This is a genomic window from Pelagibius sp. CAU 1746 (genome assembly GCF_039839785.1).
In the GTDB taxonomy this organism is placed as follows: domain Bacteria; phylum Pseudomonadota; class Alphaproteobacteria; order Kiloniellales; family Kiloniellaceae; genus Pelagibius.
Genome location: NZ_JBDOQT010000001.1, coordinates 995,516 through 1,017,515, shown reverse-complemented (window position 1 = coordinate 1,017,515; position 22,000 = coordinate 995,516). Strand labels below are relative to the sequence as shown.

The following is a 22,000-nucleotide window of genomic DNA, read 5'->3' as shown; positions in this document are numbered from 1 at the left end:
TCGATGGGGGAGGGTCAGGGCGGGGGTGACAGCCTTGCGGCCGCCAAGCCGTTCAGTGGCGTTGCGCCTCTGCCTCAGGCCGCGGCCAGCCGGCGGCCGCGCCAGCGGATGAAGCCGAAGGCGGCGCGGGCGGCCAGGCCGGCGGTGCGGCCCTGGGGATTGAGGCCGGCGGCCTTGAAGATCATCGCCACGGCGCGGCGCACCTGCGGCTCGCGGTAACAGGCCATGGCCCGCTTCATATAGGCGCGGCCGTGGATATTGCGATCGTAAGGCGCCGCCGGGTCTTCATTGGCGGCGTAGAAGGCGTAGGCCAGCTCGTCGTCCTCGCTCTCGCCGATGCGGCCCAGCGCGACGGCAAGGCGTTTCCATCTGCCGATGTTCTCCTGCTCCAGGTAGCGGCGCAGGTGGGTGTAGAACAGCTTGTAGTGGCGCAGCTCGTCGGCGGCGATGTGGCGGCAGACCTCGCGCAGCACCGGCTCCTCGGTGGTGGCGCCGATCGAGGCGTAGTAGGAGGAAGTGCCGACCTCGACGATACACCGGGCCACCAGTTCGCCGGAGCGCGAGCCGCGCACGGAATCGGTGGCCTCCAGCGGGATTTGGTAGCCCGCGCGGAAGCGCGCGAAGCTCTCTTCGAAGTCGAAGCTGTCGTCGGCCAGCTTGGCCCAGCGCGCCAGCGCCGCACCGTGCTGGATCTCCTCCTGGGCCCAGGCATCGGCCGCCGCGTGGAACCCGGCGTCGTCGGGAAAGACGTTGCGCAGATAGGTGGCGTAGTCGGCGCTGTTGTACTCGACCATGCTGGCGGCCTTGACGATCTTCACCAGCTCGGGGTCGGCCTTGGCGGGATCGAAGCTGTGCCAGGGGATGTCGTCTAAGGTCCAGTGACCGCCGGTCATCGAAAAGGCTCCGCCAAACGATTAGGGTTCAAACGATCAAAGTCGAAGGGGTTGCGATCCAGGATTGCGGGGAAACCTCAAGGAATCTCTAGCGCCGCCGCGTCCGTGACGCTTTTGCGAAACCGCAGCCTATCTAGAAGACTCTGCCGAATCAACGGCTTCCCGTGAAACAGGCCGCAGGGCACTGAAGCGCAACGGCTTTCCGCCCCGCAGCAATGCGGGGCCCGGGACGTGGGAATCGGGTGAAAGTGCGGGAAAGCCCGGACGGCGGCGATCAGCCGGCCGCCCGCAGCAATTCCTCGGCAACCTTGACCTGACGCTCAGCCGCGGCTTTTTCGCCGGCGTCCTTGGCGTCCAACAGGTCGTCCTTGGCGTTCGAAAGGCGCTGCTCGGCCGCCGCCCGGTCGATCTCGCCGACCGGCAGGGCTTCCTCGGCCAGCACGGTGCAGCGCGCCGGGGTGACCTCGGCGAAGCCGCCGGCGACGAAGATCCGCTCCGTCACGCCGCCGCCGTCGTGCACCTGGATGACGCCGGGACGCAGGGTCGAGATCATCGGCGAGTGGCGTTCGAGAACGCCGAAATCGCCCTCCTCGCCCGGCACCACGACCATGTCGACCTCCTGGGAGAGCAGCAGGCGCTCCGGGGAGACCAGTTCGAATGCGACTTTAGCTTCGGCCATCGTTGCGCCGTCCGTTCGTTATCGAGTCTTTGGCGAAGCGGCCCCTAGGCCGCGTCCGCCGCCAGCTTGCGGGCCTTCTCGACGGCCTGCTCGATCGCGCCGACCATGTAGAAGGCGGCTTCCGGCAGGTGGTCGTACTCGCCCTCGCAGATGCCCTTGAAGCCGCGCACGGTGTCCTCGATGGAAACCTGCACGCCCGGCGATCCGGTGAAGACCTGAGCCACGTCGAAGGGCTGCGACATGAAGCGCTGGATCTTGCGCGCGCGAGCCACGGTCAGCTTGTCTTCTTCCGACAGCTCATCCATGCCCAGGATCGCGATGATGTCCTGCAGGGCCTTGTAGCTCTGCAGGATGCGCTGAACTTCGCGGGCCACGTTGTAGTGCTCCTCGCCGACGACCTGCGGGTCGAGAATACGGCTGGTGGAGTCGAGCGGATCGACGGCCGGGTAGATGCCCAGCTCGGCGATCTGGCGCGACAGCACCGTGGTCGCATCCAAGTGCGAGAAGGAGGTGGCCGGGGCCGGGTCGGTCAGATCGTCGGCCGGCACGTAAATGGCCTGCACCGAGGTGATCGACCCCTTCTTGGTGGTGGTGATGCGCTCCTGCAGGATGCCCATGTCGGTGGCCAGCGTCGGCTGATAACCCACCGCCGAGGGAATGCGGCCGAGCAGGGCCGAGACCTCGGAGCCCGCCTGGGTGAAGCGGAAGATGTTGTCGACGAAGAACAGCACGTCCTGGCCTTCCTCGTCGCGGAAGTACTCCGCCTGGGACAGGCCGGTCAGCGCCACGCGGGCACGCGCGCCCGGCGGCTCGTTCATCTGGCCGAAGACCAGCGCCACCTTGGAGTCGCCCTCCAGGTTGATAACGCCGGACTCGATCATTTCGTGATAGAGGTCGTTGCCCTCGCGGGTCCGCTCGCCGACGCCGGCGAAGACCGAGTAGCCGCCGTGGGTCTTGGCGACGTTGTTGATCAGCTCCTGAATGAGCACCGTCTTGCCCACGCCGGCGCCGCCGAAGAGGCCAATCTTGCCGCCACGGGCGTAAGGGGCCAGCAGGTCGACGACCTTGATGCCGGTGACCAGCATCTCGGCTTCGGTGGACTGGTCGGCGAACTCCGGCGCCTCGCGGTGGATCGGGGCGTTGTGCGAGGCGTTCACCGGGCCGCGCTCGTCGATCGGCTCGCCGATCACGTTGATGATGCGGCCCAGCATCTCCGGACCGACCGGCACGGTGATCGGGCTGCCGGTGTCGGTGACCTCCTGGCCGCGCACCAGACCCTCGGTCGCATCCATGGCGATGGTGCGCACAACGCTATCGCCCAGGTGCTGGCCGACTTCGAGGACCAGACGCTTGCCGTCGTTGGTCGTCTCCAGCGCGTTGAGGATCGGCGGCAGGTCGCCGGTGAACTGCACGTCCACCACCGGGCCCATCACCTGGGTAATCTTGCCAACGAGGTTTGCTGCCATCTTCTTGCTCCTTGGTGCCGGCCGCCCCTTGGGGTCAGCCTGCCGTCCACCGTTACATCGCTTCCTTAGCGGAAATAATTTCGATCAGTTCGCCGGTGATCGCGGCCTGACGCGTGCGGTTGTAGATCAGTGTCAGGTTGTTGATCATGTCGCCGGCGTTGCGCGTCGCGTTGTCCATCGCGGTCATGCGCGCGCCGTGCTCGCTCGCCGCATTCTCCAGCAAGGCCTTGAAAACCTGGATGGAGATGTTGGTCGGCAACAGCGCGGTGAGGATTTCCTCCTCGCCCGGCTCGTACTCGTAGACCGCGCCGTCGAGGCCGTTGCTCTCTTCCCCTTCCTCGGCCTTGGGCGGCGCGAAGGGAATGAGCTGCTGCGGCGTGACGATCTGCGAGATCGCGGAGCGGAACTCCGCGTAGATCATGGTGCAGACGTCGAACTCGCCGGCTTCGAACATGCCGACGACGCGCTCGCCGATGGACGAGGCCTTCTCGAAGTTGAGGGCCGGCTTGGCCACGTCCTCGATGGTATCGACGATCATCGAGCCGTAGTCGCGGCGCAACTGGTCGCGCCCCTTGCGGCCGACGCAGAGGATCTTCACCGTCTTCCCGTCGCTGACGAGACTGCGGATGATCCGCCGCGCCTCGCGCACGATGGAGGTGTTGAAACCGCCGCAGAGACCGCGGTCGGCCGTCGCCACCACGATCAGGTGGGTATCGTCGCTGCCCGTGCCGGCCAGCAGCTTCGGCGCTCCGGCCTGCCCGGCGGCTGCCGCCGCCAGGGAACCCAGCATGCGATCCATGCGCTGGGCATAGGGGCGCGACGCCTGGGCCGCTTCCTCGGCGCGGCGCAGCTTGGCCGCCGCCACCATCTTCATGGCGGAAGTGATCTTACGCGTCGACTTGACGCTGTCGATCCGCACCTTGAGGTCTTTAAGATTCGGCATTCGCCGTGCCCCGCTCCGCTTTTTTTAGTCGGTCGCCCGGTCTGAAATCAGGCCGCGAAGGTTTTCGCGAAGCCGTCGAGGAAGCTCTTCAGCTTCTCGCTCGTCGCGTCGGAGATCGACTGCTCGCTGCGAATGGCCGACAGGATGTCCGTGCCCTCGGCGCGCAGCTTGGCGAGCAGCTGCTGCTCGAAAGCCGTTACCTTGGTGACCGGAACGCCGTCCAGATAGCCGTTCACGCCGGCGAAGATCACCGCCACCTGCTCCTCGACCGCGAGCGGCGAGTATTGCGGCTGCTTCAGCAGCTCGGTCAGGCGCGATCCCCGGGCCAGCAGGCGCTGGGTCGCGGCGTCGAGGTCGGAGGCGAACTGCGAGAAGGCCTCCATCTCGCGGTACTGCGCGAGCTCCAGCTTAATGGTGCCGGCCACCTGCTTCATCGCCTTGATCTGCGCGGCCGAGCCGACGCGGCTGACCGACAGGCCGACGTTCAGCGCCGGGCGGATGCCCTTATAGAAGAGGCCGGTTTCCAGGAAGATCTGGCCGTCGGTGATCGAGATCACGTTGGTCGGAATGTAGGCCGAGACGTCGCCGGCCTGGGTTTCGATGATCGGCAGGGCGGTCAGGCTGCCGTTGCCGGCGGCGTCGCCCATCTTCGCCGCGCGCTCCAGCAGGCGGGAGTGCAGATAGAAGACGTCGCCCGGATAGGCTTCGCGGCCCGGCGGGCGGCGCAGCAGCAGCGACATCTGGCGGTAGGAGACGGCCTGCTTCGACAGATCGTCATAGATGATGACCGCGTGGGTGCCGCTGTCGCGGAAGAACTCGCCCATGGTGCAGCCGGTGTAGGGCGCCAGGAACTGCAGCGGCGCAGGCTCGGAGGCCGTGGCGGCCACGATGATGGAGTATTCCAGCGCGCCGTTGTCTTCCAGGATCTTCACCAGCTTGGCGACGCTGGAGCGCTTTTGGCCGACGGCGACATAGATGCAGTACAGCTTCTTCGACTCGTCGTCGCCCTGGTTGATCGGCTTCTGGTTGATGATGGTGTCGAGCGCGATGGCGGTCTTGCCGGTCTGGCGGTCGCCGATGATCAGCTCGCGCTGGCCGCGGCCGATGGGGATCAGCGCGTCGATAGCCTTGAGGCCGGTCTGCATCGGCTCGTGCACCGACTTGCGCGGGATGATGCCCGGCGCCTTGACCTCGACGCGGCGCCGCTCGGTGCTTTCGATCGGGCCCTTGCCGTCGATCGGGTTGCCCAGCGCGTCGACCACGCGGCCCAGCAGGCCGCGGCCCACCGGCACGTCGACGATCTCGCCGGTCCGCTTGACCGTGTCGCCTTCCTTGATGCCGCGGTCTTCGCCGAAGATCACGACGCCGACGTTGTCGACTTCCAGGTTCAGCGCCATGCCCTTGATGCCGCCGGGGAATTCGACCATCTCACCGGCCTGCACATTGTCGAGGCCGTAGATACGGGCCACGCCGTCACCGACCGAGAGCACCTGCCCCACCTCGGCGACATCCGCCTCGTTGCCGAAGTTTTCGATCTGGTCTTTCAGAATGGCGGAAATTTCCGCGGCGCGGATGTCCATCATCCGACCCCTTTCATGGCGAGTTGAAGTCTTTGCAATTTGCTACGCAGCGAAGAGTCGATCATGCGGCTGCCGACTTTGACGACGAGACCGCCGATCAGCGCCGGATCGACCTTCAGGTCAAGCTGAACCTTACTGCCGACGGCAGAGCGCAGAGCCTCCAGGAGGGCGGCCTGCTGTGCGTCCGACAGGTTGCGGGCGGCGGTCACCTCGGCGGTGATTTCGCCGCGGCGCTGCGCCAGTTCTGAGAGGTAGGCCTCGATCATCGCGGGCAGCGCGAAGAGGCGGTGGTTATCGGCCACCACGAGGACGAAACGGCGGGTCAGTTCCCCGATTCCGGCCCTCTCCATCAGCGCGGTCATGGCCTTGCGCTGCTCCTCACGCGAAAACACCGGGCTGTCGAGCAGCCGGCGCAGATCTTCGCTTTCCGCGATCAACGAACGCAGCGCCTTCAGGTCGTCGGCGACCTGATCCAGCAGCTTCTGCTCGTCGGCTAGATCGAGCAACGCGGAGGCATAGCGCCCCGCCAGGTCGCTCATGCTCGTGATATCACCAGCCAAGCCCGATGTCCTCGAAGTCCTTGTTGACGCCCTGGGTTTACCCCTGCCCGCGCGGCTGGCCCGTTATCAGATGAAACAACGACATCCGGGCCTTACACAGGGCGGGGAAGCCGCCCACGAGCGCGCGTTTGGTATCATAGGAGCCTGGGCGTTGCAAGGCGGGTAGGAGCGACTTTTTGCCACTTTCTCATCAGCGGTTTACGGCGCTTCCCCAGGACGATTTCCGCGGCGTTTCGCGGGGATGTCGCGGGACATCCGGCGGGCCGCTGCCCGCCTCCCGGGCCGGGCCGACTGGCCTCCCGGCAAGGGCATGGATCTGCCGCTTTTTTCATCACTTCCGGCGCCTGCCGCCAAGCCGGGCAGGCCGGCGGCCCCGGCGCACGGCGGCCGACAGCTTCAAAGAAAGCTGTAGGGGTCGATATCGACCTGCAGGCGCACCGCAGAGGGCAGCTTCACCTGGCCCAGCCAGTGGCGCAGCAAAGGCTGCAGGCGAAAGCCGCGCGGCGCCTTGACCAGGAAGCGCCGGCGATGCCGGCCGCGCAGCACCGCCAGGGGCGCCGGCGCCGGACCCAGGACCGTCACGCCCCTATCGCCGCGGGGGGCGGCCTGGGCCAGGGCGCGGGCCGCCTCGTCGACCTGGCGGGCGTCGGGCCCGGAGAGCACCAGGGCTGCCAGACGGCCGAAGGGCGGCAGGCCGGCGGCCCGGCGCGCCGCCGCCTCGGCCTCGAAGAAGGTATCGCGCCCCCGTTCCTCGGCCCCCGCCGCCAGGGCCTGCATCACCGGATGCTCGGGCTCGGCGGTCTGCAGGAAGACCCGCCCGCGGCGTTCGGCGCGCCCGGCCCGCCCTGCGACTTGGTGGAGCAGTTGATAGGTGCGCTCGGCCGCGCGCAGGTCGCCGCCATAGAGGCCGAGGTCGGCGTCGACCACGCCGACCAGCGTCAGATGCGGAAAGTGGTGGCCCTTGGCGACGATCTGGGTGCCGATCAGCAGGTCCACCTCGCGGTCCTGTACCGCACGCACCAACGCTGCGGCCGCTTCCGGCCCCGAGAGGGTGTCGCTGGTCATCATCCCCTGGCGTGCCTGGGGAAAGAGCGCCGCGGCCTCCTCGGCCAGTCGCTCGACCCCGGGTCCACAGGCGGTCAAGGTGCCCTCGGCGCCGCACTCCGGACAGGCCGGCGGCAGGCGCGAGGCATGGCCGCAGTGGTGGCACTGCAACCGCCCGGACAGGCGGTGCTCGACGAGCCAGGCCGTGCAGTTGGGGCACTGCAGGCGGTGGCCGCAGGCCCGGCAGAGGGTGAGCGGCGCATAGCCGCGGCGGTTGAGGAACAGCAGCACCTGCTCCCCGGCGGCCAGGGTCTCGGCGATCGCCTGGCGCAGCGCGCCCGACAGCCAGCCGGGGCCGACCCCCTCCAGCTTCGGCGGCTTGTCCTCGCGCAGGTCGACCAGGGTCACTTCCGGCAGCACCGCGCCGCCGTGGCGCTCCGGCAGGTGCTGCGCCCGGTAGCGGCCCGTCCGCACGTTGTTCAGGGATTCCAGCGACGGCGTGGCCGAGACCAGCACCGCCGGGACCGCGCCCAGTTGCGCGCGCACCACCGCCATGTCGCGGGCGTGGTAGGTGACGCCGTCCTCCTGCTTGAACGCGCTCTCGTGCTCCTCGTCGACCACCAGCAGGCCGAGGTCGGGATAGGGCAGGAAGAGCGCCGAGCGCGCGCCCACCACCACCGGGGCCTTGCCCTGGGCCGTGGCGCGCCAGGTGGCGCGGCGCTGCGCCGAGGTCAGGTCGGAGTGCCACAGCGCCGGGGCGACGCCGAAGCGCCTCTCGAAACGCTCCAGCCATTGCGCCGAGAGCGCGATCTCCGGCAGCAGGACCAGGGCCTGGCGCCCGGCGGCGAGGGCCGCGGCGATCGCCTCGAAATAGACCTCGGTCTTGCCCGATCCGGTGACGCCGTCCAGCAGGGTGACGGAAAAGGCTCCTTCCTTCACCGTCTCGCGCAGGGCATCGGCGGCCGCGGCCTGCTGCACGGACAGCGCCGGGCCCGGGTGTGCCGGATCGGGTGCCTCGAAGGCCGGCTCCCGGATCAGTTCCACCTCCTCCAGAACGCCCGCCTCGGCGAGGCCCTTGACCACCGAGGTGCCGACGCCGGCGGCCTGGGCCAGCTCCGCCAGGCTGCGCGCCGGCCCCTCTTCCAGCTCCGCCAGCACCCGCTTGCGCGCCGGCGTGAGGCGCAGCCCTTCCGCACTTGACGCCTCGTCCCGCCGATAGAGCGTGATGGGGCGCGGCGGCTCCAGCGCCGAGGGCGAGGACAGCGCCATGCGCAGCACCGCGCCCGGCGCGGCCAGGGTGTAGTCGGCAACCCAGGCGAGGAAGCGGCGCGCCACCTCGGTCAGCGGCGGCACCGGACAAACCTCGAGAACCGGGCGCAGCTTTTCCAGCGGCACCTCCTTGCTGCCGGCAGCCTCGCCCCCGGCAGGCGAGGCGTCCAGCGGCTGGTCCCAGACCACGCCGGCCAGCTCGCGCTGGCCCAGCGGCACCCGAACGACGCTGCCCGCTTGAACCGGCGTTTCCTCGGCCAGCTCCGGCGGCACCAAATAGTCGTAGGGCCCGGTCAGCGGCAGCGGCAGCAACACCGCGACGCGGCACGCCTGTCCCTCCTCGGGAACAAGGTCGAGCGGCAGGGTGGCAGTGCTGGTATGGCGGTCTGGCATCCGCTACACTCTAACGACGCCGGCAGGGGCGGCCAACGCCCGGCTGCGGCGCCCTTGCAGGTTCCTATTCGATGCAGGCACGCCCGCTGGCGACGCAGCGGAGCGGCGAGGGCATAGAGGCAAGAAGGACAAACCCGGTAGCATGAAATTCTTTATCGACACCGCCGACATCGCGGAGATCCGCGACCTGGCCGAGACCGGACTGGTCGACGGCATCACCACCAACCCCTCGCTGGTCGCCAAGAGCGGCCGTGACTTCTTCGAGGTGCTGAAGGAGATCTGCGAGGTGGTTCCCGGCCCGGTCAGCGCCGAGGTCACCGCCACCGACTTCGAGAACATGCTGAGCGAGGGCCACGCCCTGGCGAAGCTGGCCGACAACATCGCGGTCAAGGTGCCGCTGACGGTCGACGGCCTGAAGACCTGCAAGGCATTGAGCGACGACGGCATCAAGGTCAACGTGACGCTGTGCTTCTCCGCCGCCCAGGCGATCCTCGCGGCCAAGGCGGGCGCCGCCTTCATCTCGCCCTTCGTCGGGCGACTGGACGACACCGGCGCCGACGGCCTGCAGCTCATCGCCGAGATCGTCGAGATCTACAACGCCTATCCCGAGTTCCAGACCGAGGTGCTGGTCGCCTCCGTGCGCCACGTCGGCCACGTGATCGAATCGGCGAAGATGGGCGCCGACGTCGCCACCATCCCGCCGGCGGTGCTGCGCGCCATGTACAAGCATCCGCTGACCGACAAGGGACTCGACGCCTTCCTCGCCGACTGGGCCAAGACCGGCCAGAGCATTCTGGGCAAGGACGAACGCCGCAGTGCCTGAGAAGGAAATGCCCGGGAAAGAGGTTTCCAAGACCGCCGCCGGCGCCGGCAAGGCCGGGAGCAAGACCGGTGAAGGCAGAGCGGCCGCCGGGCCGGCGCAGCCGGTCTCCGGCGACCAGGTGGCCGCCTACCTGCGCCGCCATCCCGCATTCCTGGCCGATCACCCGGATCTTCTGGACGTCCTGACGCCGCCGGCGCGCGACTGCGGCGCCGGCGTCGTCGACCTGCAGCAGTTCATGGTGCAGCGCCTGCGCGGCGAACTGAACGACATGGCACAACTGCGCGACGACCTGGTCGCCACCGGCCGCAGCAACCTGGCCACTCAAAGCCGGGTGCACGAGGCCATCCTGGCGCTCTTACGCGCGCGCAGCTTCGCGGAGTTCGTCGAGACCATCACCACCGACCTGGCGGTGATCCTGGACCTGGACGTGGTGACCATCGGCGTCGAGCAGGCCGCCGAGGGCGTCACCTGGAAGCCCACCGCCGGCGTCTATTGCCTGGAGACGGGCAGCGTCGACGCCCTGCTGGGGCCGAACGGCAACCTGCTGCTGCGCGAAGACGTCGCCGGCGACCCGGCGATCTTCGACGGCGCCGCCGGGCTGGTGCGCTCCGACGCGCTGATCCGCCTGAAGATCAGCGACAACACGCCGCCGGCGCTGCTGGCGCTGGGCTCGCGCCAGAGCGGCGCCTTCCATGCCGGCCAGGGCACGGAGCTGCTGGCCTTCCTCTCCCGCGTGCTGGAGGTCACCTTCCGCAAATGGCTGCACCTGCCGAGCGAAAGCTGAACCCAAGAGCACGGTCGGGGAAGACCCCGACCGCCGCCGCCTTTCCCGCCGCTGGGGACCTGCAGGCGGCGCTGCGCGACTGGCAAGCCTGGCTGCGGGACGAAAAGCGGGCCTCGCCGCACACCTGTCTGGCCTACCAGCGCGACCTCGCCCACTTCCTTGCCTTCACGATGGAACACCTGGGCCAGGCGCCGGCGCTGGCCGACCTCGCCCGCCTCACCACCGGCGATTTCCGCGCCTGGCTGGCCGCGCGCGCCGGCGCCGGCCTTGAGCGGACCTCCACCGCCCGGGCGCTGTCCAGCCTGCGCGGCTTCTTCGGCTGGCTGAAGCGCCGCAGCCTGGCCGAGAACACGGCGCTGGCCGCGCTGAGCACGCCGAAGGTGCCGAAAGCCGTGCCCAAGGCGCTGACCGCCGCCGAGGCCGAGGAGGCCATCGCCACGGTGGCGGAGCTCAGCGACGACGACTGGATCGGCAAGCGCGACGTCGCCGTGCTGCTGCTGCTCTACGGCTGCGGCCTGCGCATCGGCGAGGCGCTGGGCCTGACCCGCGCCATGGCGCCCAAGGCCGGTCAGGACTCCCTGCTGGTCACCGGCAAGGGCAACAAGCAGCGCATGGTGCCGCTGCTGCCCGTCGTGCGCGAGGCCATCGCCGACTACCTGGCCGCCTGCCCCTTTCCGCAGGACGGCGACGCGCCGTTGTTTTTCGGCAAGCGCGGCGGCCCGCTGGGGGCCCGGCAGGTGCAGCAGCGGATGCGCGACCTGCGCCTGCTGCTCGGCCTGCCGGAAAGCGCGACGCCGCACGCCCTGCGCCACTCCTTCGCCACCCACCTGCTGGCCGGCGGCGGCGACCTGCGCGCCATTCAGGAACTGCTGGGACACGCCTCCCTGGCCTCCACCCAGCGCTACACCGAGGTTGACGTGGCCGGCCTATTGGAAGTCTACGACCGGGCGCATCCGCGGGCGCAAAAACGCTAAGCGCCGCCGCGCCGGCGCTGAAAAAGCCAGCGCTCCATCTCCGGGACGAAACGCACCTCTTGGAATCCGAACTTCGCGAGAACGCGGCAAGAGGCCGTGTTCTCGGGCCGGGCGAAAGCCCGGACCTCCGCCAACTGCAGGACGTCGTCGGCGATGCGGAGAGAGGCTGCGACCAGTTCGCTGGCATAGCCCTGCCCCCAGACGTCGGGATGGAGGCTGTAGCCAATCTCTATACCCCAGCCGGGATCGAAGGGATCTTCATAAAGCCCACCCCAGCCGACGGTGCGGCCGTCAGCCTTGTCGATCACGGCCCAGGGCGCGCAGCCGTCGCGGCGCCGGCGCCGCTCGTGGACCGCGATGCGGCGCCGGCACTGTCGCAGCGAGCGATCGACGTGGGTGTGGCGCATCGCTTCGGCATCGCCGAGAAACACAAAAAGCGCCGGCACATCCGCTAACCGCGGCGGGCGCAGCAACAGCCGCGGCGTCTCAAGTTCCATGGCAAAATCAGCCCCTCGTCGTATAGGGGAAGCTTGGCATGGAATTGCGCCATCTGGTTGAGAAATCTGCTCTTTCGAGAAAAATCGTCGATCAGGCTACACGTTTCGGCCAGATGAACCGTATAAGCTACGACACCGACAGAGATCCGCAGGCAATCCAGTAAGGAGAGATCGCCCCATGGTCCGTATTCTGGCAGCCGTCCTCATCCTGCTGCTCGCCGCCGCCGGCCCCGCGCTGGCCCAGGGCAAGAGCAACGGCAAGGGCAAGGGCAACGGCAATCCCGGCAAGCCCAACGACGGCATGGCGACCGAAGACGTTGTCGAAGGCGTGACCGCCGGCGTGCTCGGCGCCGTGCTCGGCGACGACGAAAAGCGGATCATCCGCGACTATTTCGGCGAGCACCCCAAGGCCGCCGGCAAGGTGAAAGAACTGCCCCCGGGCATCCGCAAGAAGATCGCCCGCGGCGGCACCATGCCGCCGGGCATCGCAAAGCAGGTCCTGCCCGACGGCCTGCACCGCCAGTTGCCGCAGCGCGACGGCTACGGCTACGAGATCGTCGGCACCGACGTGGTGCTGGTCGAGAACGCCACCCGCGTGGTCGTCGACGTGCTGAGAGACGTGCTGCGCGGCAACTGACCCCAGAGCGACCCAATAGGAACGCGGCCGCCCGGTGATCGCCGGGCGGCCGTTTTCCATTCAAGGCGGGGATACCTTCCCGCCCGCTTCACGCTCCGCCGCGGCGGCCCAACAGAAAAAGCACAAGCGGGCCGGTCAGCACGCCGAGGCCGAGCAGGCCGAAAGCCAGGCCCCAGGCCAGGCCGGCGCCGCTGCCGCCGCCCAGGTCCAGCACCACGCCGAAGGCCAGCGGGGCGACGAAGCCGCTGCCGAAGCCGAGCAGGGAGTGCAGCGCCATGGTCGCGCCGCGGCGCTCCGGCGTGGCGGCGATGACCGTGCCGGCGGTCAGGGCGCCGGAGTCGGCCATGACGACGCAGCCGTAGACCACCAGCAGCACGCCCAGCAGCCAGAGCGGCGCGGCGGCCAGGAAGCCGATGACCAGGGAGATGGCACCCGAGGCGATCATGAAGCCGGCGATGGAGCGCCGCCGCCCGAAGGCGGTGGCGATCTCATTGCCGAGAATCGAGGCCGGCATGCCGATCAGCAGGATCACCGTCGCCACCTGGGTCGGCGTCCAGGGCCCGGCGGCGAGCTCCGGCTGCCGGGCGAAGACGAAGACCAGGAAGGCGACCAGCCAGGCGCGGAAGCCGAAGAGTTCCCAGATGTGCGCCGCATAGCCCAGGGTGTAGGCCAGCGCCGCGCGGTTGCGCAGCACCGGGCGGAAGTCGAAAAGACCCGCCTCCTGAGGCGGCGCGGAGCGGCGCGGCAGGGGGCGCACGAAGGCGGCGACCAGCACGAAGGAGAGAAAGGAGCCGAGGGCGGCGGCGAAAAAGGCGGCGGGCCAGCCCGCCAGGGCCTCGGCCTCGCCGGCCACCAGCACCGACAGGCTGGCGCCGATGCCGAAGAAGGCGGTGTAGACCGCCACCGCGCGCGGCCGGCGGCGCTCGTCCAGGCGGTCGGAGAGGAGCTTCAGGCCCACCATGTAGGTGCCGGCCAGGCCGACGCCGCCCAGCATCCGGAAGGCCATGGCCGTCCACAACCCCTCGGCCAGGAGCGCAAAGCCCAGCGCGGCCAGACCGCCCAGCAGGCAGGAGGCGAGATAGACCCGGCGCGCGTCCAGGCGGTCGGTCACCGTGACCAGCAGCGGCACCGCCGCCGCGTAGCCGGCGTAGTAGATGCCGCTGATCCAGCCGGCCTCCGTGCCGCTGAGCCCCCAAAGCGGCTGAAACACCGGGATCAACGCCGGGAAAGCGGCGTTGTTCAACATGCCCAGCACCTGGGTGGCGCAGAGCAGCGCCACCAGGCCCCAACCGCGCGCCTTGTCCTGACTCCCGCTTGCTTGCGTCATCCGTCCCCGGCCGAACCGCCGCCAAGAGACGCCGGCACGAAAAGTTTAGCCATTGCCCGCCCCGCAAGGCGCTGAAGGCTGTTATACTCCGCGCCATGACTCCCGCACTCGTTATCTTCGATTGCGATGGCGTTCTCGTCGACAGCGAAGCCATCGCCAACCGCGTCATGGCCGAAGCCATTTCCGCGGCCGGCCTCCCCATCACCTACGAGGAATGCCGCGCGCGCTTCGTCGGCGGCACCCTGCAGCGAGTGATCGACACGGTGGAGCAGTGGCGCGGCAAGCCGCTGCCGCCGGGCTGGAAGGAAGACTTCGAGACCCGGCGCAACGCGGCTTTCCGGCGCGAACTGAAGGCGGTGCCCGGTGCAGCGGTGGCGGTGGAGACCATTCGCAACGGCGGCACGCCGGTCTGCGTCGCCTCCTCCGGCTCTCTCGAGAAGATAAACCTGACCCTGGGGCTGACCGGGTTGAAGGCCTACTTCGGCGACAACCTCTTCTCCGCCGCTATGGTGGCGCAGGGCAAGCCGGCGCCGGATATCTTCCTCTACGCCGCCGAGCAGATGGGCCAGGTGCCGGAGAACTGCGTGGTGGTGGAGGACAGCCTGCTGGGCGTCACCGCCGCCGTCGCCGCCGGCATGCGGGTGTTGGCCTATACCGCCGAGGCCGAAGCCGACGCCCTGAAGGCTGCCGGCGGCCAGCCCTTCGACGACATGGCCGCACTGCCGGAGCTGATCGGCATCACGCCGGCCCTCAACCCGGTCGAGTAGCCCGCCGGAAACGGGCCGCGCGTCAGGAGTGGATGGCGCGGCCGTCGGCGGCCAGGGCGGCTTCCTTCACCGCTTCGCCCATCGAGGGGTGGGAATGGCAGGTGCGGGCGATATCCTCGGCCGAACCGCCGAACTCCATGATGGTGACGCATTCGGCCAAAATGTCGCCGGCCAGGGGCCCGACGATGTGCACGCCCAGTACCTTGTCCGTGCGCTTGTCGGCCAGCACCTTCACCACGCCGTCGGTGTCGCCCACGGCGCGGGCGCGGCTGTTGGCCATGAAGGAGAACTTGCCGACCTTGTAGTCGATGCCGGCTTCCTTCAACTGCTCCTCGGTCTTGCCGACGCCGGCCACCTCCGGCCAGGTGTAGACCACGCCGGGCACCAGGTTGTAGTCGATGTGGCTCTTCTGGCCGGTCATGCGCTCCACCGCGACGACGCCGTCCTCCTCGGCCTTGTGGGCCAGCATGGGGCCGGGCACGCAGTCGCCGATGGCGTAGATGCCGTCGACCGAGGTCTTGAAGTTCTCGTCGACCTGGATGACGCCGCGGTTGTCCATGGCAACGCCCAGCTCCTTGAGGCCCAGTCCCTCGGTGAAGGGCCGCCGCCCGATGGCGACCAGCACCACGTCGGTCTTCAGTTCCTCCGCCTCGCCGCCCTTGGCCGGCTCCAAGGCGAGCGTCACGCCGCCTTTGCCGTTCTTGGCGCCGGTCACCTTGGTGCCCAGCTTGAACTTCAGGCCCTGCTTGCCGAGGATGCGCTGGGTCTGCTTGGCGATGTCGCCGTCCATGCCCGGCAGGATGCGGTCGAGGAACTCCACCACCGTCACCTCGGCGCCCAGGCGCGACCACACCGAGCCCATCTCCAGGCCGATGACGCCGGCGCCGATCACCACCATCTGCCCCGGCACCTTGTCGAGGGCCAGCGCGCCGGTGGAGGTGACCACCTGCTTCTCGTCGGTCTCGACGCCGGGCAGTGGCGTCGACTCGGAACCCGTGGCGATGAGGATGTTCTTGGCGGAGAGGGTTTCCTCGCCGCCGTCGGCCAGCTTCACCTTGACGCTGCCCGCGGCGGGGATCGATCCCCAGCCCTTCACGTAGTCGACCTTGTTCTTCTTGAACAGCATCTCGATGCCTTTGGTCAGGCCCTTCACGACCTCGTCCTTGCGCGCCATCATCGCAGCCACGTCGAGGGCCAGGCCCTCCACCTTGATGCCGTGCCCGGCGAAGTGCCTGGCCGCGTCGGCATACTTCTCGGAGGACTGGAGCAGCGCCTTGGAAGGAATGCAGCCGACGTTGAGGCAGGTGCCGCCCAGCGCGCCGCGCCCCTCGACGCAGGCCGTCTTCATGCCGAGCTGCGCGGCGCGGATCGCGGCCACATAGCCGCCGGGACCGCCGCCGATCACCACCAGGTCGTACTGCTTGTCGCTCATGATGTCTTCTTCCTCGGGCGCGCTGGGACAGGAGTAGTCCGGAATTGCGCCCAACATGCCGCAGCCGCCCCGAAGGAACAAGACTGCAGGGGCGGCGCAAGGGACGCAACAGCCATTCGCCCTTTGCGTGGGTCTGGTCTAAGCTGCCCATAGCACAGATCGGCAAGCAGTGAGCCCATGGAGTCTCCAATAACCAGGCAGCATGACAAGAAAGCCCTCTATCTCGGCTGCACCCGTTTTCTGTCACTCGATCCGCCTCCCGGTCCCAAGGAGACCTTGGCCGGGCTCGCCGCCTACCTCCCTGATGGCACTGCCGCGGACCATTACGGCGGCGGTGCTTTGCTGGAAGGCTTCGAGCAGCGGATCGCCGATTTGCTCGGCAAGCCGGCAGCGGTCTTCGGGCCGAGCGGCAAAATGCTGCAAAACGCAGCGCTCCGGGTCTGGGCCGACCGCGCCGGGCAGCGCAGTGTCGCGCTCCATCCCCAGTGCCATATTGCCGCCGACGAGGCGGACGCCTACCGCGAGGTCTTTGGCTTGGAGCCTGTCTGGCTGGGAGAAAGGGAGAGGCTGCCAGGCACTGCCGACCTAGAGGCCATCATCTCCCCCCTGGGGGCCGTGACTCTCGAGCTGCCGCTGCGGAACATCGGCTGCCGCCTGCACCCTTGGGGAGAACTGGAGGCCTTTGCCGCTCTCTGCCGCGCGCGGAGCGTCCCATTTCACGCCGACGCGGCACGCCTGTGGGAAAGCCAACCCTTCTACTGCCGCAGCCATGCCGAGATTGCCGGGCTTTTCGATTCGCTTTACGTTTCTTTCTACAAAGGGCTCGGTGGGTTGGCGGGCGGCGCGCTGGCTGGCCCGGAAGACCTGGTCGAGGAAGTACGGATTTGGCAGCAGCGCTGCGGGGGTCGGTTGCGCCGCCTCTTCCCCTACATCGCCTCAGCCCTACAAGGGCTCGACCAGCGCCTGGAGCGCATGCCGCTCTATCACGAGAAGGCCAAGGTTATCGCCGCTGCTCTTGCCAGACTGCCCGGGGTAGTCGTTACCCCCGACCCGCCACAGGCCAATGCCTTCCATGTCACCCTGGAAACCGCCGGGGGCGATCTCATGGAAGCCGCCCTCGACGTCGCCGCCGAGAGCGGATTCTGGTTCTTCGACGAGCCGCTGGAGTCTCCGGACGAAGGGCTCGGGCGCTTCGAAATCACCATCCGCGAAAGCGCCATGCCCCTCAGCGAGACGGAAATCACCGAAGCTGTTCGGCATCTGCAGCAGGCGCTTGTGCAGCGGCGGCGGCCTGCACCAGGCGCGGCCTGACAGCCGGCTCAGCGCAGGGACATGAGGCGGATCGTTGTGCGGGGGTCGTCCTGGTAGACCGGGCCCCCGGCCGGGTCGAGCCCGACGTCGCGCAACTGCGCGGGCGTCAGCGCCGCCAGGGCGCGCCGGGTGGCCGCGCGGCGCAGATAGCGCAGCAGATAGTCGGAGATCGGGGCCGGCGTCGAAGGCCGGCAGGGGCTGGCGGTGAAAATCGCGGTGTTGGCCATGGTTTTGCTCCGGGTTCAGGGGTCTGTGCTTCTCGGCGACGGTCTTGAGGATCGCCCTAGGGCGTTTGAAGAGAGGGCTGCCTGGCGGGAAAGGCCGGTGAAAAATCATGACCGCTGCGTGAAATTTGCGTAAAATCGACCTGGAGCGCCGCCCCACGCCCCGATCTGCAAAGGTCTCGCACATGCCCCTCGCCCTGTTCGGCGGCATCACCGTCACCACCCCGGCCGGCGCAGCCGTCGCCCTGCCGACCCGCAAGACCGCCCTGGTTCTGGCGGTGCTCGCCCTTCAGGCCGACAAGGGCGCAACCCGCGACGCCCTGGTGGAGTGGATCTGGCCGGAACGCGCCGAGGGCCAAGGCAAGTCCAGCCTGCGCCAGGCCCTGACCGCCATCCGCAAGGCCCTGCCGGCGGTTTTGGACGGCGCCGCCCTGGAGACCGAGCAGGACACGGTAAAGCTGAACGGAGGGGAGGACCTCATCGACCTGCGCCGTTTCGAGCAGCAAGCACGGGCGGGCGGACGCGGCGCCCTGGCCGAAGCCGCCGCCCTCTACCGCGGAGAACTGCTGGAGGGCATCCCGCTCAACGGGCCGCTGGAAAACACCGTGGCCGCACTGCGCGCTCAGTTGCGCCACGAGGCGCTCCATCTGGCCGAGCGTTTGAGCGAAGAGGCCGGGCTATCGAAAAGCGAGCGGGCTGCCTGTGAAGCTTTGGCGAACCGGCTGCTGGCCACGGACCCGGCGGCCGAGGCGGCGCACCGCGCCCTCATCCGCCTGCGCCTCGCCGAAGTCCAGCCCAACGCCGCGCGCCGGCAGCTGGAACGTTGCGTGGAGGCGGTGCAGCGTGAACTCGGCGTCGCCCCCGAGGCCCAGACCCTGGCTCTGCTGGAAACCGGCGGCCCGGCGCCCGGCCGCGGCGCAACGGCCGGTGACGCGGCGTCCGCAGCGCCGAAGTCCACGCCGGGCCCGGCCGACCCCCCCGCCGCCGACCGGCACGGCCAGCCCAGCGTCGTGGTCATGCCCTTCGACGACCTGGGCGGCCGGGAGGGCGACTTCTTCGCCGACGGCGTGGTCGAGGAAATCACCTCGGCCCTGTCGCGCATCAAGGACTTCTTCGTCATCGCCCGGCAGTCGGCCTTCACCTACAAGGGCCGCTTCGTCGACGTGCGTGAGGTCGGGCGCGACCTCGGCGTGCGCTACGCGGTGGAAGGCACCGTGCGGCGCGGCGGCGAGCGGGTGCGCATCACCGTGCAGCTTGTGGAGACGGAAAGCGGCCGCCAGCTCTGGTCGGAGCGCTACGAGGACAACCGCTCGGAGCTCTTCGAGCTGCAGGACCGCATCGCCTCTCAGGTGGCCGGCGCCATCAACCCCTCGATCCGCGCCTCGGAGATCGAGCGGGCGAGGCAGACACCGCCGGAGGATCTGCAGGCCTACGACCTGGTGCTGCAGGCCCTGCCGCACTTCTGGGCCCACCGCAAGGAAGACAACCTGAAGGCCCTGAAGCTCTTCGACAGGGCGCTGGAGCGCGATCCGGACTATGGCGTGGCCCTGGCCTTCAAGGCCTGGTGCCATGCCCAGCAGGCCTGCTACCTCTGGACCGGCGACCCGGCACGCGAACGCGCCCAGGCGGTCGCGGCGGCCGAGCAGGCCGCCCTGAAAGTTCAGGACCACGCCACCGCCCTGGCCGCCATCGGCGCCGCTTACGGCATGACCACCACGGACCTGGCGCGCGCCGAGGGCTTTATCGAGCGCAGCCTCGCCCTCGACCCCAACAACGCCTGGGGCTGGATGCGCGCGGGCTGGCAACGGCTCTTCGCAAAGGACTTTAAGACGGCCACCGCGAACTATGAGCGGGCGCTGGCCCTCAGCCCCCTCGACCCCTTCACCTTCAACATGCATTTCGGCCTCTCCATTGCCGAGGCGGAACAGGGCCACTACGAAAAGGCGATCCGGCTGGTCGAGCAGGGGCTGCGCGAGGGACCCGGCGTGACCTGGGCTTACCGCATGCTGGCGGCCTATCACGCGCAGCTGGGCAACATGGAGAAGTCCGCCGAGGCCATGAACCGCTTCCTGCGCCACTATCCGGGGGTGACCATCGAGTTCATGCGCCAGAGCCTGCCGCCCTCCCTGCACGACAGCACGCCCGCCTACTGGGAGGGGATGCGCAAGGCCGGCTTTCCGGAGAAGTAGGGCGGCGGCTCAGTTGAGCAGCGGCCCCTCGTCGCTTTCGGGAAGGCCGGCTTCCTTGCCGGCGGGCAGGGTGAGGTTGAAGCCGGCGCCCTTGGCGGGATCGAGGGGGGCCAGGGTGGCGACGAGGCCGCGGCGCTTCAGGTCCAGCAGGTGGCGGCCGAGACGGCCGAACAGGGTCTCGCCGCTGTCGGGAGTTGCCGGGTCGATGCGCAGCAGCACCGAGCGGCCGACGTCGCGGAAGCGCTGGCGTTCCACCATGCGGTCGACGGAGGCGACGGCGTGGGCCAGGTCCAGGCCGGTCAGGTCCAGCTCGTAGTCGGCCTCGCCCTGGCGGTCGAGCAGACGCTCCAGGCGCCGTCCCTCCGACCCGCTGAGCCCCCCGTCATCGCCCGGGCCGTTGCCGTTCCCGTCGCCCTTGCCGGCCATTACATGCCGATCAAGAGGCGCTGCGGATCCTCGATGGCTTCCTTGACGCGCACCAGGAAGGTGACGGCCTCGCGCCCGTCGATGATGCGGTGGTCGTAGGACAGTGCCAGGTACATCATCGGGCGGATCTCGACCCTGCCGTCCACCGCCACCGGGCGCTGCTGGATCTTGTGCAGCCCCAGGATGCCGGACTGCGGCATGTTGAGGATCGGCGTCGACATCATGGAACCGAAGACGCCGCCGTTGGTGATGGTGAAGGTGCCGCCGGTCATCTCGTCCATGGAAAGCTTGCCGTCGCGGCCCTTGGCGGCCAGTTCGCCCAGCGACTTCTCGATCTCGGCGAAGGACTTCCGGTCGCAGTCGCGCACCACCGGCACCATGAGGCCGTTGGGCGTCGAGACCGCCATGCCGATGTCGTAGAAGTGGTTGTAGACGATCTCGTCGCCGTCGATGCGCGCGTTGACCGCCGGCAGTTCCTGCAGCGCGCCGACCACCGCCTTGGTGAAGAAGGAAGAGAAGCCGAGCTTCACCCCGTGCTTTTTCTCGAAGGCGTCCTTGTACTGACTGCGCAGGGCCATGACCGCGCTCATGTCGCACTCGTTGAAAGTGGTGAGCATGGCCGCGGTGTTCTGCGCCTCCTTCAGGCGGCGCGCGATGGTCTGGCGCAGCTTGGGCATGCGCACCCGTTCCTCGCGCTTACCGGCAGAGGCCGGCGCGGCGGGCGCCGGGGCGGGCACTGAGGCAGGCGCCGGGGCGGGCGCGGCGGCAGCCGGCGCCTGGGAGCGAAGGGGGGCGGCGAGCGGCCGGCTCTTGCCGTCCAGGAAGTTGACCACGTCTTCCTTGGTCAGGCGGCCGTCCTTGCCGCTGGCCGGGATCACCGCGGGGTCGAGCCCCTTCTCCTCCACCAGCTTGCGTACCGCGGGGCCGAGGTCGCCGACCGCAGAACCCTCCAGGAAGGACATGAGATCGGCCTTGGTGATCTTGCCGCCGGTGCGCTGCGCAGCGGCGGGGTCGAGCGTCTTGGCGTCACCGGGCGCCGACGCCGCGGGCACCGCGGCCTTGGGCGCCGCGGGCACCGCGGCCTTGGGCGCCGCGGGCTGGGGCGCTTCGGATGTGGAAGCCGTGGCTTTGGCGGCGGGCGCGGCCCCGCCCGCAGCACCGGCGGAGAACACGCCGAGCAGGGCGCCGACCTCCACGGTCGCGCCTTCCTCTGCGGCGATGGACTGCAGCGCGCCGGCGGCCGGGGCGTTGACCTCCAGCGTCACCTTGTCGGTCTCCAGCTCGACCAGCGGCTCGTCGGCGGCCGCGGCCTCGCCCGGCTGTTTCAGCCACTTGGCGACCGTCGCCTCGCTGACCGATTCGCCCAGGGTGGGCACCACCAGGCCCATGGCTTTGCCGTTGCCGCCGGCGGCGGCCGGGGCGGCGGGAGCCGGCGCGGGCTCCTCCTCGCGGGCTTCGGCTTTCGGGGATTCCGCTTTCGGCGCAGCGGCCTTGGGCGCAGGCGCGGCGCCCTCGCCTTCGCCGATACGGCCCAGCAGGGCGCCGACTTCGACGTTCTCGCCCTCGCCGGCGATCACCTCCGCCAGCACGCCGGCTGCCGAGGCGTTCACCTCCAGCGTCACCTTGTCGGTCTCCAGCTCGACGAGCGGCTCGTCGACGGCGACGGCCTCGCCCGGCTGCTTCAGCCACTGGGCGACCGTCGCCTCGCTGACCGACTCGCCCAGGGCGGGCACCACGATATCTGTTGCCATTCCTCTCTCACTCTCTCGGGCGGGCGTTTCC

The 22,000-nt window shown here is 69.1% G+C and carries 20 protein-coding genes; 7 read left to right on the top strand and 13 right to left on the bottom strand.

The window, feature by feature from the left end:
• Nucleotides 1–74: 74 nt before the first annotated feature.
• From AAFN88_RS04840 to AAFN88_RS04810, 7 genes are all read right to left on the bottom strand, one after another.
• Nucleotides 75–893: a ferritin-like domain-containing protein gene (locus AAFN88_RS04840; protein WP_347518636.1), complete on the bottom strand. Its 819-nt coding sequence runs from the start codon at nt 891–893 to the stop codon at nt 75–77.
• A 274-nt stretch (nt 894–1,167) separates the two neighbouring features.
• Nucleotides 1,168–1,572, bottom strand: a complete 405-nt coding sequence (locus tag AAFN88_RS04835; RefSeq protein ID WP_347518634.1) for a F0F1 ATP synthase subunit epsilon — start codon at nt 1,570–1,572, stop codon at nt 1,168–1,170.
• 44 nt (nt 1,573–1,616) lie between these two features.
• Nucleotides 1,617–3,038: a F0F1 ATP synthase subunit beta gene (atpD, locus tag AAFN88_RS04830; RefSeq protein ID WP_347518632.1), complete on the bottom strand. Its 1,422-nt coding sequence runs from the start codon at nt 3,036–3,038 to the stop codon at nt 1,617–1,619.
• 52 nt (nt 3,039–3,090) lie between these two features.
• A complete protein-coding gene (locus AAFN88_RS04825) occupies nt 3,091–3,981 on the bottom strand; it encodes a F0F1 ATP synthase subunit gamma (protein WP_347518630.1) in 891 nt (296 codons plus the stop codon).
• A gap of 47 nt (nt 3,982–4,028) precedes the next feature.
• The gene (gene atpA, locus AAFN88_RS04820; RefSeq protein WP_347521631.1) at nt 4,029–5,561 is read right to left on the bottom strand and encodes a F0F1 ATP synthase subunit alpha; all 1,533 of its coding nucleotides are present in this window, start codon (nt 5,559–5,561) and stop codon (nt 4,029–4,031) included.
• The gene (locus AAFN88_RS04815) at nt 5,561–6,100 is read right to left on the bottom strand and encodes a F0F1 ATP synthase subunit delta (RefSeq protein ID WP_347518629.1); all 540 of its coding nucleotides are present in this window, start codon (nt 6,098–6,100) and stop codon (nt 5,561–5,563) included. Before AAFN88_RS04815 ends, atpA begins: the two co-directional genes overlap by 1 nt.
• Before the next feature lie 417 nt (nt 6,101–6,517).
• Nucleotides 6,518–8,827, bottom strand: a complete 2,310-nt coding sequence (locus AAFN88_RS04810) for a primosomal protein N' (protein ID WP_347518627.1) — start codon at nt 8,825–8,827, stop codon at nt 6,518–6,520.
• 142 nt (nt 8,828–8,969) lie between these two features.
• On the opposite strand from AAFN88_RS04810, the gene fsa reads away from it, so the two are divergent.
• The 3 genes from fsa to AAFN88_RS04795 are packed head-to-tail and all read left to right on the top strand — an operon-like array spanning nt 8,970 to nt 11,408.
• Nucleotides 8,970–9,650 (top strand): fructose-6-phosphate aldolase, encoded by a 681-nt coding sequence (gene fsa, locus AAFN88_RS04805; RefSeq protein WP_347518625.1) that lies wholly within the window; start codon nt 8,970–8,972, stop codon nt 9,648–9,650.
• A gap of 7 nt (nt 9,651–9,657) precedes the next feature.
• The gene (locus AAFN88_RS04800) at nt 9,658–10,434 is read left to right on the top strand and encodes a DUF484 family protein (protein WP_347518623.1); all 777 of its coding nucleotides are present in this window, start codon (nt 9,658–9,660) and stop codon (nt 10,432–10,434) included.
• Nucleotides 10,407–11,408, top strand: a complete 1,002-nt coding sequence (locus AAFN88_RS04795) for a tyrosine recombinase XerC (protein WP_347518622.1) — start codon at nt 10,407–10,409, stop codon at nt 11,406–11,408. Before AAFN88_RS04800 ends, AAFN88_RS04795 begins: the two co-directional genes overlap by 28 nt.
• Here the strand turns inward: AAFN88_RS04795 and AAFN88_RS04790 are convergent.
• Entirely contained in the window at nt 11,405–11,905 is a 501-nt protein-coding gene (locus AAFN88_RS04790) for a GNAT family N-acetyltransferase (RefSeq protein ID WP_347518620.1), read from the bottom strand. The two genes, AAFN88_RS04795 and AAFN88_RS04790, sit on opposite strands and share 4 nt — an antisense overlap.
• Nucleotides 11,906–12,083: 178 nt before the next feature.
• Between AAFN88_RS04790 and AAFN88_RS04785 the strand changes: the two genes are divergently transcribed.
• Nucleotides 12,084–12,542: an anti-virulence regulator CigR family protein gene (locus AAFN88_RS04785; protein ID WP_347518618.1), complete on the top strand. Its 459-nt coding sequence runs from the start codon at nt 12,084–12,086 to the stop codon at nt 12,540–12,542.
• An 88-nt stretch (nt 12,543–12,630) separates the two neighbouring features.
• Here the strand turns inward: AAFN88_RS04785 and AAFN88_RS04780 are convergent, their stop codons facing one another.
• A complete protein-coding gene (locus tag AAFN88_RS04780) occupies nt 12,631–13,869 on the bottom strand; it encodes an MFS transporter (protein WP_347518617.1) in 1,239 nt (412 codons plus the stop codon).
• Between the two features lie 95 nt (nt 13,870–13,964).
• On the opposite strand from AAFN88_RS04780, the gene AAFN88_RS04775 reads away from it, so the two are divergent.
• Nucleotides 13,965–14,636: an HAD family hydrolase gene (locus AAFN88_RS04775; protein ID WP_347518615.1), complete on the top strand. Its 672-nt coding sequence runs from the start codon at nt 13,965–13,967 to the stop codon at nt 14,634–14,636.
• Between the two features lie 22 nt (nt 14,637–14,658).
• Here the strand turns inward: AAFN88_RS04775 and lpdA are convergent, their stop codons facing one another.
• Entirely contained in the window at nt 14,659–16,068 is a 1,410-nt protein-coding gene (gene lpdA / locus AAFN88_RS04770; protein ID WP_347518613.1) for a dihydrolipoyl dehydrogenase, read from the bottom strand.
• Between the two features lie 276 nt (nt 16,069–16,344).
• Between lpdA and AAFN88_RS04765 the strand changes: the two genes are divergently transcribed.
• Nucleotides 16,345–17,379, top strand: a complete 1,035-nt coding sequence (locus tag AAFN88_RS04765) for a beta-eliminating lyase-related protein (RefSeq protein WP_347518612.1) — start codon at nt 16,345–16,347, stop codon at nt 17,377–17,379.
• Nucleotides 17,380–17,387: 8 nt separating this feature from the next.
• Here AAFN88_RS04765 and AAFN88_RS04760 read toward each other — a convergent pair whose 3' ends face one another.
• Nucleotides 17,388–17,606, bottom strand: coding sequence for a DUF1127 domain-containing protein (locus AAFN88_RS04760; RefSeq protein ID WP_347518610.1), 219 nt, complete (start codon nt 17,604–17,606; stop codon nt 17,388–17,390).
• Nucleotides 17,607–17,788: 182 nt separating this feature from the next.
• On the opposite strand from AAFN88_RS04760, the gene AAFN88_RS04755 reads away from it, so the two are divergent.
• Entirely contained in the window at nt 17,789–19,792 is a 2,004-nt protein-coding gene (locus tag AAFN88_RS04755; protein WP_347518608.1) for a tetratricopeptide repeat protein, read from the top strand.
• 9 nt (nt 19,793–19,801) lie between these two features.
• Here the strand turns inward: AAFN88_RS04755 and AAFN88_RS04750 are convergent, their stop codons facing one another.
• Complete coding sequence (locus AAFN88_RS04750) at nt 19,802–20,218, bottom strand: hypothetical protein (protein WP_347518607.1); 417 nt, start codon at nt 20,216–20,218, stop codon at nt 19,802–19,804.
• A complete protein-coding gene (gene odhB, locus AAFN88_RS04745; protein WP_347518605.1) occupies nt 20,218–21,969 on the bottom strand; it encodes a 2-oxoglutarate dehydrogenase complex dihydrolipoyllysine-residue succinyltransferase in 1,752 nt (583 codons plus the stop codon). The genes AAFN88_RS04750 and odhB overlap by 1 nt, the downstream gene beginning before the upstream one ends.
• Nucleotides 21,970–22,000: the final 31 nt, after the last annotated feature.

What these genes read in the sequence shown, in the direction of transcription:
- AAFN88_RS04775 (WP_347518615.1), top strand. Translation starts at nt 13,965, where the DNA reads ATGACTCCCGCACTCGTTATCTTCGATTGCGATGGCGTTCTCGTCGAC.
- AAFN88_RS04790 (WP_347518620.1), bottom strand. Translation starts at nt 11,905, where the DNA reads ATGGAACTTGAGACGCCGCGGCTGTTGCTGCGCCCGCCGCGGTTAGCG.
- AAFN88_RS04795 (WP_347518622.1), top strand. Translation starts at nt 10,407, where the DNA reads ATGGCTGCACCTGCCGAGCGAAAGCTGAACCCAAGAGCACGGTCGGGG.
- AAFN88_RS04800 (WP_347518623.1), top strand. Translation starts at nt 9,658, where the DNA reads ATGCCCGGGAAAGAGGTTTCCAAGACCGCCGCCGGCGCCGGCAAGGCC.
- AAFN88_RS04835 (WP_347518634.1), bottom strand. Translation starts at nt 1,572, where the DNA reads ATGGCCGAAGCTAAAGTCGCATTCGAACTGGTCTCCCCGGAGCGCCTG.
- AAFN88_RS04785 (WP_347518618.1), top strand. Translation starts at nt 12,084, where the DNA reads ATGGTCCGTATTCTGGCAGCCGTCCTCATCCTGCTGCTCGCCGCCGCC.
- fsa (WP_347518625.1), top strand. Translation starts at nt 8,970, where the DNA reads ATGAAATTCTTTATCGACACCGCCGACATCGCGGAGATCCGCGACCTG.
- AAFN88_RS04825 (WP_347518630.1), bottom strand. Translation starts at nt 3,981, where the DNA reads ATGCCGAATCTTAAAGACCTCAAGGTGCGGATCGACAGCGTCAAGTCG.
- AAFN88_RS04780 (WP_347518617.1), bottom strand. Translation starts at nt 13,869, where the DNA reads ATGACGCAAGCAAGCGGGAGTCAGGACAAGGCGCGCGGTTGGGGCCTG.
- odhB (WP_347518605.1), bottom strand. Translation starts at nt 21,969, where the DNA reads ATGGCAACAGATATCGTGGTGCCCGCCCTGGGCGAGTCGGTCAGCGAG.
- AAFN88_RS04840 (WP_347518636.1), bottom strand. Translation starts at nt 893, where the DNA reads ATGACCGGCGGTCACTGGACCTTAGACGACATCCCCTGGCACAGCTTC.
- AAFN88_RS04755 (WP_347518608.1), top strand. Translation starts at nt 17,789, where the DNA reads ATGCCCCTCGCCCTGTTCGGCGGCATCACCGTCACCACCCCGGCCGGC.
- AAFN88_RS04760 (WP_347518610.1), bottom strand. Translation starts at nt 17,606, where the DNA reads ATGGCCAACACCGCGATTTTCACCGCCAGCCCCTGCCGGCCTTCGACG.
- atpD (WP_347518632.1), bottom strand. Translation starts at nt 3,038, where the DNA reads ATGGCAGCAAACCTCGTTGGCAAGATTACCCAGGTGATGGGCCCGGTG.
- atpA (WP_347521631.1), bottom strand. Translation starts at nt 5,561, where the DNA reads ATGGACATCCGCGCCGCGGAAATTTCCGCCATTCTGAAAGACCAGATC.
- lpdA (WP_347518613.1), bottom strand. Translation starts at nt 16,068, where the DNA reads ATGAGCGACAAGCAGTACGACCTGGTGGTGATCGGCGGCGGTCCCGGC.
- AAFN88_RS04810 (WP_347518627.1), bottom strand. Translation starts at nt 8,827, where the DNA reads ATGCCAGACCGCCATACCAGCACTGCCACCCTGCCGCTCGACCTTGTT.
- AAFN88_RS04815 (WP_347518629.1), bottom strand. Translation starts at nt 6,100, where the DNA reads ATGAGCGACCTGGCGGGGCGCTATGCCTCCGCGTTGCTCGATCTAGCC.
- AAFN88_RS04750 (WP_347518607.1), bottom strand. Translation starts at nt 20,218, where the DNA reads ATGGCCGGCAAGGGCGACGGGAACGGCAACGGCCCGGGCGATGACGGG.